15 protein-coding genes are annotated in these 13733 nt (G+C 37.2%); 5 read left to right on the top strand and 10 right to left on the bottom strand.

Translation table 11 applies throughout. The features are described 5' to 3' along the window. Positions 1 to 13 precede the first annotated feature (13 nt). From GO620_RS00440 to GO620_RS00430, 3 genes are all read left to right on the top strand, one after another. The gene (locus GO620_RS00440) at positions 14 to 1606 is read left to right on the top strand and encodes a response regulator (protein ID WP_157523342.1); all 1593 of its coding nucleotides are present in this window, start codon (positions 14 to 16) and stop codon (positions 1604 to 1606) included. 173 nt (positions 1607 to 1779) lie between these two features. Then, positions 1780 to 2493 (top strand): hypothetical protein, encoded by a 714-nt coding sequence (locus GO620_RS00435; RefSeq protein ID WP_157523343.1) that lies wholly within the window; start codon positions 1780 to 1782, stop codon positions 2491 to 2493. A gap of 543 nt (positions 2494 to 3036) precedes the next feature. Next, on the top strand, positions 3037 to 3414 hold the full coding sequence (locus GO620_RS00430; RefSeq protein WP_157523344.1) for a response regulator transcription factor: 378 nt from the start codon (positions 3037 to 3039) through the stop codon (positions 3412 to 3414). 98 nt (positions 3415 to 3512) lie between these two features. On the opposite strand, the gene GO620_RS00425 is transcribed toward GO620_RS00430, so the two are convergent. Beyond that, positions 3513 to 3917 carry a DUF1003 domain-containing protein gene (locus GO620_RS00425; RefSeq protein WP_157523345.1) on the bottom strand — a complete coding sequence of 135 codons (405 nt, stop codon included), beginning with the start codon at positions 3915 to 3917 and terminating at the stop codon, positions 3513 to 3515. 77 nt (positions 3918 to 3994) lie between these two features. Between GO620_RS00425 and GO620_RS00420 the strand changes: the two genes are divergently transcribed. Further along, the gene (locus tag GO620_RS00420; RefSeq protein WP_157523346.1) at positions 3995 to 4621 is read left to right on the top strand and encodes a hypothetical protein; all 627 of its coding nucleotides are present in this window, start codon (positions 3995 to 3997) and stop codon (positions 4619 to 4621) included. Positions 4622 to 5292: 671 nt separating this feature from the next. Here the strand turns inward: GO620_RS00420 and GO620_RS00415 are convergent. The 4 genes from GO620_RS00415 to GO620_RS00400 all read right to left on the bottom strand — a co-directional run bounded on the left by GO620_RS00415 (position 5293) and on the right by GO620_RS00400 (position 7259). Further along, a complete protein-coding gene (locus GO620_RS00415) occupies positions 5293 to 5493 on the bottom strand; it encodes a hypothetical protein (RefSeq protein ID WP_157523347.1) in 201 nt (66 codons plus the stop codon). Between the two features lie 18 nt (positions 5494 to 5511). Continuing rightward, positions 5512 to 5904 carry a DUF937 domain-containing protein gene (locus tag GO620_RS00410; RefSeq protein WP_157523348.1) on the bottom strand — a complete coding sequence of 131 codons (393 nt, stop codon included), beginning with the start codon at positions 5902 to 5904 and terminating at the stop codon, positions 5512 to 5514. 241 nt (positions 5905 to 6145) lie between these two features. Then, on the bottom strand, positions 6146 to 6688 hold the full coding sequence (locus tag GO620_RS00405) for a lipocalin family protein (protein ID WP_157523349.1): 543 nt from the start codon (positions 6686 to 6688) through the stop codon (positions 6146 to 6148). A gap of 190 nt (positions 6689 to 6878) precedes the next feature. Continuing rightward, positions 6879 to 7259 (bottom strand): response regulator, encoded by a 381-nt coding sequence (locus GO620_RS00400; RefSeq protein ID WP_157523350.1) that lies wholly within the window; start codon positions 7257 to 7259, stop codon positions 6879 to 6881. Between the two features lie 232 nt (positions 7260 to 7491). Here GO620_RS00400 and GO620_RS00395 point away from each other — a divergent pair, with 232 nt between their 5' ends. After that, positions 7492 to 9498 (top strand): sensor histidine kinase, encoded by a 2007-nt coding sequence (locus GO620_RS00395; protein ID WP_157523351.1) that lies wholly within the window; start codon positions 7492 to 7494, stop codon positions 9496 to 9498. 128 nt (positions 9499 to 9626) lie between these two features. Here the strand turns inward: GO620_RS00395 and GO620_RS00390 are convergent, their stop codons facing one another. From GO620_RS00390 to GO620_RS00370, 5 genes are all read right to left on the bottom strand, one after another. Next, a complete protein-coding gene (locus GO620_RS00390; RefSeq protein WP_157523352.1) occupies positions 9627 to 9869 on the bottom strand; it encodes a hypothetical protein in 243 nt (80 codons plus the stop codon). 25 nt (positions 9870 to 9894) lie between these two features. After that, entirely contained in the window at positions 9895 to 10266 is a 372-nt protein-coding gene (locus GO620_RS00385; RefSeq protein ID WP_157523353.1) for a response regulator, read from the bottom strand. A gap of 472 nt (positions 10267 to 10738) precedes the next feature. Then, positions 10739 to 10942 carry a hypothetical protein gene (locus GO620_RS00380; protein WP_200230459.1) on the bottom strand — a complete coding sequence of 68 codons (204 nt, stop codon included), beginning with the start codon at positions 10940 to 10942 and terminating at the stop codon, positions 10739 to 10741. A 579-nt stretch (positions 10943 to 11521) separates the two neighbouring features. Continuing rightward, a complete protein-coding gene (locus GO620_RS00375; protein ID WP_157523354.1) occupies positions 11522 to 12205 on the bottom strand; it encodes a response regulator transcription factor in 684 nt (227 codons plus the stop codon). Further along, on the bottom strand, positions 12205 to 13671 hold the full coding sequence (locus tag GO620_RS00370) for a sensor histidine kinase (RefSeq protein WP_157523355.1): 1467 nt from the start codon (positions 13669 to 13671) through the stop codon (positions 12205 to 12207). Before GO620_RS00370 ends, GO620_RS00375 begins: the two co-directional genes overlap by 1 nt. Positions 13672 to 13733 lie beyond the last annotated feature (62 nt).

Genomic DNA, 13733 nt, shown 5'->3' with positions numbered 1-13733 from the left:
AATTCTTCACCAGATGAATGTGATTAATGTAGTCATTGTAGACGACAAAGCAGATAATGTCGAAATGTTGGCGGAAGCGCTTGAACGCGAAGATATTTCAATTTTTGCGACGACTTCGTCCAATGATGCCCTTTCGTTGTGTAGAAATAATAAAATCGACATAGCTTTTATAGACATCAACATGCCTGATTTAAGCGGCTTGCAATTACTTAAATTGTTACAGGATTCTCCCGCTACCAGTCAAATCATGGTGGTCCTTATTACAGGGTATTCTTCAAAGTCCGAGGATGTCGTACATGGGCTTCTTTCAGGGGCGGTTGATTATTTAATTAAGCCACTGGATTTACACGTTATAACAGCTAAAATTAATTCTCTGATCAAACTCGTTGTCTACCAAAGAGAAATCAACAAAAAGAATGAGGAACTTAAGCATTATCAGGAGGAATTGATAAAAACGGTTGAAGTCTCAAATAAAAGTAAGTTAGTAAAAGAAAATTTCCTGGCAAAAATGAGTCATGAGATTCGGACTCCATTGAACGCGATAATGGGTCTGACGTACGTACTTAAAAATATGTCATTAAACGATGAACAGAAAGGTTTAGTGAACCTTCTTGAATATTCATCGAACTCCCTATTAGGAATTGTTAACGATATTTTAGAAATTTCTAAGATAGATGCAGGACATGTTAAAATCAACAGAATTGAAATCGAAATCACCAGGTTGATTGACAACATATGCGAGTCTACCAGGCCCATGGCATTGAGCAAAGGTCTTCAGTTAATTTGTGAAATAGATGAAAATGTGCCGAAATTGATTATAGCAGATGGCCTGCGTTTAAATCAAATATTAATCAATCTCATTAACAACGCTATCAAATTCACCGAAAAAGGTATAGTGAAGCTTGGGGTAAAGTTAACTGAGAAAATGGATAATAAATGTTTTTTGACATTTGCAATAAGTGATACAGGTGTGGGTATCCCGAAAGAGAAACTTGGTACAATTTTTAGCAGGTTCGAACAAATTGAAAATAATGTTAAAGAAAATTTCGGAGGAACAGGGCTGGGATTAGCAATAGTAAAAAAATTGGCTGAACTTAAAGGCGGTAACATAGCAGTTGAAAGCAAATTGGGGCAAGGGTCTACGTTTACTTTTAGCAACTGGTATGTAAACACTAATAATAAATTAAATTCTGAACTCAATCAGATATTCCAGCTTAATCCGCTTGAAAACATACGAATATTAGTGGTCGATGATAATGCTGTTAATCGTATTGTAACCCAAAAAATTCTTTCTGGATGGAAAATATCAGTAGATACGGCCGATGATGGTTTTATGGCTTTAGATAAGCTGAGAGAATATTCCTATGACTTGATATTAATGGATATTCATATGCCAAAAATGAACGGCTTGGAAACAACCGCCATAATTAGAAATGAATTTCCTGACAATAAGAAAAACGTTCCCATTATTTCTTATTCTTCATCAGTTGTAGAATCGGAACTTCAGCAAGCTAAAGAAGCCGGCGTTAATGAATTTGTTCTTAAACCGTTTTTGCCTGAAGTGCTACATAAGAAGATTTCTAATTTAATAACCTCTGTACCATGAAATCGGTCTATCCAGTTTTTTTGGAAATAAAAGTTGACTCACAATCTTTATACTTTTGTACTCTGTAAGTTTTAAAGCGAATCAGTTGTATCCGGCAAGACCATGAAATTTTAACAAGTCGCTTTTGATTTAATCAAATCTGTATATATTTCGCAGATCATAGATAACTTATTTTGGAAGATAGCCGTTATTATTTATTCCAGGTTATGCAGCGGTATGAAAATTCTGATGGAATATCGTTTCCGGTATACTATCAAAATCTTCATGAAACTGGGATTGATAATAAATTCATATTTGCTGTTGTTAACGCCTTTGATGAAATCAAATTTCGTGATTCAGATTTCATCTCCTTTCCGATTGAACTTATCGTAGATTATATACAGCGTACTCACATTTATTATTTGCAAAAAGCAATTCCTGATATCAAAAAGACGATATTGTTATTAGCTAAATCCTATGAACGCGGTCATCCGCTCGTCAATGACTTAGATCTTTTCTTTATAAAATATCAAACTGAGTTAGAAGCACATTTTTATAATGAAGACCATAAGCTATTGCCGTATGTTGCGCTTTTAAATAATGCACAAAAAACAATCAAATATTTTCACACCTGGTTGCTGAAAAAAAATGCTTATTCGATTACGAACTTTGTTAATGATCACGACGATACACAGACAGACCTTAGAAAAATTCAAAATCACATAATGATGTATCATCCCCCACGATCAAGTGTTATTTCATACCGTGCGCTACTTAGTCAGCTTCGTATGTTAGAAAAAGATCTATATGTACATTCATCAATCGAAGAATTTGTTTTAATCCCGAAGGCGCTTCAATTAGAAAATATGCTAATCGAAAAGGTTCGAGCCAACCTTCATTTAAACTGACCTTCTTTTTATAATTCCTGTTGGAGCAACAGTACTTACCCTTGTAATTACCCTTCAATCATTATTCAATAGCTTAAATTTCATACAGACCTCTTCCATGTACCTGTGAAAGTGACAAAACACTGTCTCGTAAGGTGTTTGAAGCTGTAAAATGTCTGTTTACAACATTCCTAACTTCTATATTCTACTTTCACGTTACACCAGAAGTTTTTTTGTTATTTATTTATAAACGCGTATGACTTACACATTCCAAAAAGCGAGGTGCTTGCAGAATCTTCATGAATATATAATTGGCGTATTAATATATCTGGTTGTTTAGCAAATGCACCCCTTTACTTAGCATGTTATGACGATTAATGGATCTCGTGTGCAATTACATAATTTTTGATTTAGAAATTTGTTGCTATTTATGAAATTTATTATGGTTGATATACTAATTTTTATTAAAAATGTATCAATGCTTATTTCGGTACCGGCTCGAGGAAACATTTATTTGCAAATTGAGAAAAGGGGTTAATCGTGGTATAAGTTTTGACTAAATTAATGATGCTTTATAATGCCAAAATAGTATTGATCGTGGACGATGATCCTGATATACGGGATGTAATGTCTATGATATTAGATATGGAGGGATTTGTTGTGCATACTGTCAGTAATGGCACCGATGTGCCGAACAGCGTTGCTACTTATTTTCCCGATTTGATACTATTAGACGTTATGCTTGGAGACGCCGATGGACGTGATATTTGTAAAAAACTTAAGGGTGACCCTTTAACAGAACACGTTCCGATTATCATCATATCAGCGACGCATGGTAGAGAAACGATGAATGAAAAGAACTGCGGAGCAGACGACTATATTGGAAAACCATTTGATGTACAAGTATTGCTTGATTACGTTAATAAATATGTTAGCAACTAATTGTCTTGTATTTTATAGAATCTGTCTGCATGATTTATGCAAACTCGGAAAAAAATCGTTACCGGTTTCAATAATCGTTAAATGCATCTAGTAGGTCTTTAGATTTTTTCCAGCATGGAAATAATTTTGTCCAGTTTGTCGATCTCAATAGAGTTTAACCGCTCGAGTAATTGTTCAATTTCTTTCTTAGCCTCTACGTTTGTTTGATAATCACTGTCGGCCTGAGCACGGTCGCGTTGGCTTTGCCTGTTTTGCGCCATCATAATAATTGGTGCTGCATACGCAGCTTGAGTAGAGAAAAGCAGATTTAAAAGAATGAAAGGATAAGCATCCCAATGTTTAATGAAAGCGATTACGTTAAGTCCCATCCATAGACCCACGATGACAGTTTGGATGATAATAAACCTCCATGATCCCATTCCGTTTGCAACAGCGTCTGCAAGCCGTTGACCAAATGTCGATGATTCTTTATGTGCATCGTGCCAAGTTTTTGGTGCTTCCATTATTATTTAGTAAGGGACTTTAAATTGTTGATTTATTATTCTACTTTTCAAGAATACCTTTATTAAGTGATTATTACATGAAGTTTATCATAATATGTGGCTTATGTTTTTTTTATGTTGCTGCTCATTGTCAGATAACTACAGGCGTTCATAACATCCCTCATGCTCAAAATCTAAATGCCATCAGAGATACGGTGATAGAATCTGACACGACAAAAGAAAATAAAGAGCCGCAATATTTTTATGCCACATTGAGTACAACGGCTTTCGTAAATACGAAAGGATCTTTTGCGAATAGGTTTGTGCCATCAATAGAATTTGGGCGTACCTATGGCATATTTGACATCGGTATGGCTACGGGTAAAACGAATACCCTCGCCAATGGAAGCGACACCACACATTTTATCGAATTAAGACCAACAATAAATATTTTTTCTAAAGGGAGATTTGCAGAAGGTCTGTGCCTAGGCGCAGGATATATATTTGGCGCGAAACAAGCTTTGATGACCGAGATCTGCAATAGTATTAATTTCAATCTTACTGAAATATTTGCACTGGCTATAGTACAGGGGTACGAATTTTTTGACGGTACCAACAGTAATACAAATCGGCAATATATGGGTTTTACCTTTACTTATAATTTTCTCAAAAAGCACAGTACAAATCTGAGGAGGAAAAGAGCGGCACTAATAAGTGATAAATAATGGCCGTTAAGTGTGATCGTGATCTTATAATTTCAGTTGCAATTTTTCGGCTTTGATTATCAGATCAATTACTTTATGAAACACGCTATAAAAATATTTTATTCATTTTGTTCAACTGTTTTTTTATCACTTTTAGGAGTGTACTTTTGTTGCGGTCTTTCGGGGGCGTCAGATCAATTTTAGTTAAGGTTAGCCTTCACAGGCTAACCTTAACTATTTAAAAATTTGTACTTTTAGTCATACGATCACTCACCCCTAATTCACTCTATAAACTCGAAAGCCAGATTCAACCACTGGCTTTTTTTAAGACCTTTATGACATTGCTGTTACTACGCCACCAGTATAGAGCAAACAACCCAGCTACAATAAAACCCATTACTGATGATATCGTCAGCCAATGTAGTCAAGTACAAAGCTCCCCCGCTTGGTGGTTGTGCATTTAGCACGCTTCCATCCCTTTGGTTATATCTGCCTCACCGATAAGATCTATTATGGGTGATTCGTGATCAAATTGCTTTACTGTTTGTGAAGTAGGTTGAGAGCAATAGCGCCTGCTGAACCTTGTAAGATATTCTTCAATGCTTTCCAACATCTGGATTATCTCGGAAGCTTATCAATAAAGAAGCCAGCACTGAGGCTGGCTTCAATCAAAAATTAACTATTACTTGAAACTATGATTTCTTCTTAACGGCAGCTTTTTTGCTGGTATTATACCGCATGTCAGGGGTGCCGTCTTTCTTAACGTGCTTATTTTCATTGTAACGTTTGTCAAGCTTGCCTGACTTGGTCATATGCTGCTGTGCAAATGCCGTTGAGATAACTGTACTGAAGCTAAACACCGTTAGCATCAGCATTAAGATAAGCTTTTTCATATGCGTTGTTTAAGTGGTTTAAAATCCAAAGGCACTTCCAAGGCCTTGAGTAGTTATACTGTTATCATTAGGGTCGTTGGCTTTGTGAGCAAACTTCTGAAGTATGCCAGGTAATGCAGCGGCAATAGCGCCAGTTATAGCAGGTGATAAGCCGAACTTACTGGCAAGGCTTCCAACCAACCCACCCTCAATAGCATTGGTAACAGGGCCACCGGAGGCAGCAGCATTTTCTAATGATGAAAGCATGCCACCTATTCCGTCCTGCGTGTTCACTTGCTGCTGTAGTCCATTATTGATATGGGTAGCAACCTCATTGTGAATGTCGTCTGCCTGATCCGCAGGAATGCTATTAGCAACAGCAGGATTACTACCCAAATGGGATTTAACTAAGTTTAAGATTTCGTCGAACATGATACTATGGATTAACTGGTTTGTTTGCTTTATAGCGTCTGTCAAGCTGGCCGTTCTTATCTAACCCCGGTGTTCTGTTTTCTTTATATCTCATATCAGGTGTACCATCTTTCTTCAAGTGAACAGCACCGCTGGCATTTGCTGACCTCGTAGATTGCGACAGAAATATGAGCGGTCATTATATTAGATACTGGTCGATCAGGTCAGGCTACAATGCGTTGAGTTTCCAGTGTTAGGTTATTTATCTTCCCTGATTGGTCCAGACCAGTTTACTTACGTCATAGCCAAGTTCTTGAGCATGTTTTAAACATTTCGTGATAAAAGTGGCTGGCATTGTTGGATCTCTCGACAGAAGCCACAAATATTTTAAGTTATTACCTACGACCATTGCATAGTTATAATCATCGTTTATTGCAATTACATTATATCCGGCATAAAAAGGGCCGAAAAAAGACACTTTTAATCTTCCTTCATTTTCAGCGTTTACAAACTTTGCTTTTCCAATACTCTCTTTCCATTTCATTTGCGCCTTATCATAGCCCTTATTATCGACCCGTATTGTTTGATCCCTATTTAGTGAATAATTAGCAGTAACATGGTCTAGATTCTTCTCAAAACGAAAATCCAGTCGGGCTATCTCATACCATTTACCCAGATAACGTCCTATATAAAACGGGCGTACGGCCTTTGCTCCTTTTGGTAAAGTGGCGCAAGATGACAAGCCGAAAATTAAGGCTGCAGTACCAGCCCCCGCTAGGCCAATTTGCCAAGGTTTTATCTTCATTTGATGACAACTCTTGTCGATGGAGGATTGTTTGGAAATATGAATACGTCAACAAGAAATTACTTTATACCTAATAGTGACGATTGAATTTATCGGTCAGGTAGTTCGAACAGCGGTTTACGACAATAATCCTTTTCCAATCCTCGGCATTTTACAGTTAAGACGTAAAACTGCTATTAAAGCGATCTATCTAAATATTATTCAGCAGCTTTTTAATTTCTATCGCAAGTTCGTCCAGGTCAAATGGTTTTGCTATAAAAGAATTCCATCCATAGTTTCCTAATGATTCAATTACTCGTTGATGGCCTGACAGCATTATAACAGGAATATCTTCTGTTTCTTTATTTTTCTTTATTTGAGCACAGTATTCACCTCCATTAATACTGCCTAAAAGATAATCTATAATGACTATGCTAGGCTTATTTTCCTTAATAATTGTAATAATATCCGTAACAGAATTGAATGCTATGACTTCATATCCTAATGGTGGCAAAAATTCTTTGAGTAATTCAATTATGTCGCCATTGTCTTCCAGAATAAGGATTTTTTTCGAGTTATTAGTTACCGGCATATATCTTTTTTAATCTCACATTGCGGGTAACATGATAACGCCAGCTTTGTTTAATGTAGTTGAACAGTCAGAGCTGGTTGAGTCACTGATCAATCCCTTCTTTTCAAACTGCTTATTAGTGTTTAATAAGATAAAAAGATCATAAATGATAAGCTTCACATTTGACAATGAAAAATTAATTCAGTTTTTGTAAATCAGGAAAAGGTATATTTAACGGCTTATCTACCGCCCCATGAATTTAAACCTTAACCGTAAACTACAAGTTGGTTACGGAATATCTATTGTCGTCCTTATTATAATCGGATTTGTTTCCTGGTTTACCCTGCGCAACCTACTTGACAGTAACCGTGCCGTTAGCCACAGTGTTGAAATCATGCAAAAATACGAGCAGATTCTCTCTGCTATGAAAGATGCAGAAACTGGTCAGCGTGGTTATCTGATAACAGGTCAAACTAAATATCTGCAACCATATAATGGAGCCTATCTCCAATCTGAATCTCTGGCCCTTGAGCTGAAAAAATTAACAGCAGACAACTCCGCTCAGCAAAAAAATATTAAAATAATACAGGATATATTAGGTAACCGGCTTGATATTCTTAAACAGCTTGTTGAGAAAAAACAAGCCGCAAAGCCAATTTTAAGTTCAGATCTGGATGCGGGTAAATCGGCTATGGATGCGTTAAGAAACGCAATTGCGAAAGGTGAGCAGGACGAACGTCAATTATTGAATGCCAGAAATGAAAAGCTTTTAAACTACACCAATTTTGTTCCGGTCTTTATCCTTATTGCGATGTTGATTACACTCGGTATTACACTTCGTTCGTATCGTAATGTAGCAGCAGATATTCAAGAGAAAGATATCCTACGCAGAAATCTGGAAGTAAGTGAGGAAGAGACACAGACGTTGAATGAAGAGCTCTCTGCAGCTAACGAAGAAATTTCTTCTGCAAATGAAGAACTTTCGGCTATTAATGAAGAACTGTGTGAAGCACGTGACAACTTGGTCAATGCTAATCAAACCCTTGAAAAGCGTGTTACAGACCGGACTAAAGCACTTCAGGACAGCGAAGAAGAAACCCAGGCATTAAATGAAGAATTAACTGCCATTAATGAAGAGCTGACTGCCACCAACGAGGACCTAACTGATAGCAAGGAAAAGCTACAGTTGATGCTTGATGAATTGAAGATCGCGGAAGAACGCAGTGCCAAGCTCGCTGCCATTGTAGAATCTTCCGATGATGCAATTATCGGAAAGGACCTCGACGGAGTTATAACAGCGTGGAATCGCGGAGCGGAAATTATTTTCGGCTATCGGGAGGCTGATATGGTCGGCAACTCTATTTTGAAACTTATTCCTGCACACCTACACCATGAAGAGCCGGTTATTTTGGGCCGTCTACGTAATGGAGAAAAAATCGATCATTACGAAACCGTACGTCAAACATCAGATGGAAGGCAGATCAACGTATCCCTGACTATTTCACCAATAAAAGATAAAGAAGGAAAAGTTATTGGCGTATCGAAAATTGCAAGAGATATAACTGAGCAAAAGCGTGACGATCAGCGTAAAAGCGACTTTATCGGTATGGCCAGTCATGAACTGAAAACGCCGCTTACCTCACTAACTGCACTGATCCAGGTCTTGCAACATAAATTGAAAACTAATCCGGATCCTTTTGTACCACAGGCATTAGACAAAGCTAAACTTCAGTCTAAGAAGATGAGCAGCCTTATTAACGGTTTTCTAAATGTTTCTAGGTTGGAATCCGGTAAACTGGAAATTGTAACACAGGATTTTGAGCTTTCGCAATTAGTGGACGAACTGATCGATGAAATAAAACTGACAGCAAGCACGCATGAGTTTATATTTAAAGACAGGGCAAATATTACGGTAAATGCAGACTCTGAGAAAATCGGCTCAGTGATCAGTAATCTGCTTTCAAATGCAGTAAAATATAGCCCCAACGGCAAAACAGTAACTATACGTCTTAAAGTAGTTGATGAACAGGCAGAATTCAGTGTTGAGGACCAAGGGCTTGGAATCAATCAAAAAGATCTACCGCGCATTTTCGACCGGTACTACCGGGCAGGAAGTGAACATATAAAACAGATTTCAGGATTTGGTGTAGGTCTTTATCTTAGCGCTGAAATTATTGAGCGGCATCATGGGAGGATATGGGCCGAAAGCGAAACCGGTAAAGGGTCTACCTTTTATTTTAAGCTTCCTTTAAAAGGATAGGTTGTTTTATAAAGCTTGTCTCAAGCAAAAAGCTACAGCAATTCTCATCTTAAAATAGGTCTTGTTAGGCAATGTGATTCATGAGCGGCCTACGCACTGCTTTTGAATTTTAAAGATCCTTAAAGTTGTTAGTTTCTCCTTTTTGCGTATGCTTCAATTAACTTTCCTATCTCAGCAGCTTCACGCTGTCTACCTTGTGGAATGGAGGTCCATTGCTTGTTATCATAATCTAATCCTGAAACCGTTAATAGCAGATGCCCTTTATCCCGACCCAAGTCAACGTGATATACCGGGTTGCCTTCGACAGCCAGTTTTGTTACATGGACGAAGCGGGTGCCATAATAAACTTCGAATGGATCATCAGTAGCCATATTATTTATAACGTATGTCGTCCCTTTAATTAGAAACGTATGCTTTTACCAGGTTTACAAGCTTGTTAAGATCGAAAGGTTTGGCCAGGAACGCATCTGCATTGGCCTTGACAGATAATTCTTCAATATCAAGATGTGCGGAAAAGTAAATGACAGGTATGTGAGATAAATTCGGATCGCTTTTGATTTGCTGAACCGCCCCAACGCCCCCTCCACCTGGTATCCAATTATCCATAAATATTAAAGCTGGGTTTAAAGCTGTGACACGGTTGACAACATCATCAGAATTAATAAACGTTTTTACCTGGTAACCTTCGTCTTCTAATATGTAACTACATATAGATAATATGTCTTCATCATCGTCGAAGATCAGAATCTGATTGGCAATCGGGGTCATTTACAAATTTACTTTAAAATTGGAATATTGTAGTCAAAAGTCGGATCATTCCTAATTTCTTGTTGATTCAAATGCGACTGATGTGCTTTTTTTTAAAATTTCTACTAATAATATTCACGGCCAGAACCGATACTAATTCTTTTAAAGGGTCCGATATACGTCACCTATGAAACAATCTGGCTGGGCCATAAATGTTCTCGGTCAAGAGTTTAGCAAAATGGTTCTTATAATGATTCTATTTCCCTAAAAAGTTTAAATTTTAAATCTTCACGTAAAAAATGATTACTCAAAAGATAAAGGCACAAATTTATACTGATATGCATCTTTTATCGCAAGAACCTCAACCCCCCTCGGAGAGACCAGTCAAATATACACTCCTAAAAGTGATAAAAAATGTTATTATAAAATGAATAAATTTTACTCTAGCCAGCTAAAATTTTTCTTAAGCCACAAGGTAGTAGCTAACGGTAAGCTACAAAATTTGACATTTTCTTTTTCTGTTTTTTTGCATAATGCCTAATGATATCGCCTCGCACGCTAATCCCAGACCGTTCAGACAACCAATTGCAAAATCAGGAAGGTGAAAATGTCTGCCAACCAAGGGTGTAAGCGTGATCAAAAGGAGTCCTGCAATTAAAAAAGCTAAAGCTGGTTTGCTAAATTTTTGATGTCTCATAATTATTGAATTTGATTTACAATCGATTCTATTAGCTGATTGATAGCATTTTTCTTTTTTAGATACACGGGTAGACAGAATGTTTTCAACAATAACGAATTTGCTTGAAAATGCCCTGCGTCATTCAGTTTGCATTGTACCACGTGCGAGCATACTGGGTTTCATTGCATTGAAAGCGTCGTTAGACGGTCAGGAATAATCTCGTTCCTCAATTACACCTTCTTACCCCTATAAATTCTAAAACCATTCTTAACACTTGCGCAAAGTAAGCCATCATAGCTTTATCCATAAAGGGTATATAAATGGATGCGCCTTAGGAGCATTTTGAAAACACCCACCCTTGATGGTTTAACCTATTCACACTTTTGCTGCTTAAGCGTAAAGAATGGAATAGTGTGTCGAGAATTCCGGTAAGCTATTAGATATTCAACAACTTCATGCAAATATTAAACAGCATGAAGATAACGTTGAGATCAAAACAACTGGTTAAAGGCCGTACCAGGCTTTACCTTGATTATTGCCAGGGAGAGAAAATTGGATATCTTTTAAATACAGATCGATAGCATTTTGTCCCTTGATTTAGCAGATCAGTTTGTAACCAATACCTCTGACATTTAGTATTTCTACATCACGATCCGACGACAGATGTTTTCTGAGTTTGGTAATGAAAACGTCCATAGTACGGGTGTTGAAAAAGCTGTCATCTCCCCATAATGTAATTAGTGCTTGTTTTCTTTCCAATAGGGCATTCTTGTGTTCGTAAAGCAATTTGAGTAATTGGGTTTCCCTGTGAGACAATCTGACCAGATCAGTTCCATTTTGAAGTGTTTGCTTGCTCGCAACAAAATGATATCGGCCAATCATCAATATTTCCTCTTTTGTAATGACCTTGGAATCGAATCTCTTGATAAGCTCAGCAATACGCAGATATAGCTCCTCTAAGCTGAATGGCTTTTTTAGGTAATCATTTCCACCACTTTGATAACCTTCTATCACATCTTTTGTGGCCACACGTGAAGTAAGGAATAAAATAGGCACTTGAGAACCCAACGCACGTATTTGTTTGACCAGGGTAAAGCCGTCGGTTTGAGGTAGCATTACATCTATGATGCAAAGATTAAACAACTGGTTTTGAAAAATGCTAAATGCCTTTTTCCCGTCTGTAGCATGAACCACGCTGTAGTTTAATTGTTCGAGACTCTCCTTTGTTACTTTTGCTAAAAACGGTTCATCCTCAACCAGAAGCAGGTTTACTTTTTGCATTATAAGAGTGGCAAATTAATCGTGAAAATACTTCCGGTCGGATCATTATCGGTGATAAAAATTTTACCATTATGCTGATTAATGATCTTTCTTACATAGTCGAGCCCCAACCCGAAACCCTTAACATCATGCACATTTCCGTGGGGGACCCTAAAGAATTTATCGAAAACTTTCTTTTGGTATTCTTGCGGAATCCCAATTCCGTTGTCTGCAACAGTGATCACAGCTAAAGAATTTGTTTTCGAAACTTCAATCGTAATAAACGGGCGATCTTTAGAATACTTTAACGCATTATCCAATAAATTGATCAGTACATTTAATAAACCTGAACGCTCTCCAATTATATTTATATCATTTTCGGGAGGGTGAAAGTTGATCAACGCGTTCCGATCTTCGGTTTGCGGCTTCAGGTCGGTTATAGCTTCAACAATTATCTTAATCAGGTTAATTTCATTTGAAATTATGTTTTGAAAAGCCATTCTGTTCACACCCAAAATTTGATTGGTCAATCCGTTCAGCTTGTCAGCCTGATAGGTGATGATATCGAGATATTCCGCTTGTAATCCCGGCTCGTAGGAAAATGTCTTTAAGGCCTCAGCTGTTATTTTTATAGATGATATAGGTGTGTTCAACTCATGAGTTATGTTATTTACAAAATCTTCTTTTAACGCTGCCAATTTTTGTTGCGATAACAAAACCTTAGCTGTGTAAATAAAACAGCTGATAGTTATCACCACTAATAAAAAAGAGCTTATAATGACCCATTTCATTTCTTTGAAAAAGTAAACGTTTGGATTTTCAAAACCGGCATAAACGGAATCGTTCTTATACGGCTTCCTAAAATTTGTATTGACAGGTTTGGTGAAGTATAAACCTTTTGATTTTGAAGGATTCAATAAGAATGCAGTATTGATATTCTCTTTTGATAATTCCTGCTTTAAAAAAACAGCAAGGACATTCAGATCTACTTTACTGTCATTAAAAACCTTTCCCAGGCTATCCCCCAGCATCTGCGTATAGCTGTAAACAAACCCTTGCTGTAAATCCCGTTTTACAATTTTTTGTGCGAAGTGGTTAATAAGAGAATTCTTAGCTCCAGGGGTAATATGATCTAATCTTTGCTTAAAGTCATTAAGACCGAACTGAAATTTCCTCTTTTTATCTTCTTCAAATTTAGGATGAGCATCCTGGGTGTAAAAAACAGTCATGCTGTCCCGGTTATTGTGATCGGCAGTAACTGTAATGAGAGCAGTATCCTTCATCCATCCTTTAAACCGTTCAACGATCTGATCCTGCCTATGATTAGTTTCTCGCGCAACAGCGCTGACCAATGCCTCATTAATATCATGGTCAAAATTCCTGACCGTAGTTTTATAATTCTGATAGTTCCAATATAACTGTAAGCCTAAGATACCTGCAACAGATAGCGACATCAGGATCAGTATAATTAAAAGCGGCCTTTTCATTTATTGTAAAATTACAATTAGGGTTAATACAATCGTATGACGTTAACACTAATTAACTTAGG

It is taken from the genome of Mucilaginibacter ginkgonis, from assembly GCF_009754905.2.
GTDB classification, from domain to species: Bacteria; Bacteroidota; Bacteroidia; order Sphingobacteriales; family Sphingobacteriaceae; genus Mucilaginibacter; species Mucilaginibacter ginkgonis.
This window is presented reverse-complemented; position numbering and strand designations above follow the sequence as displayed.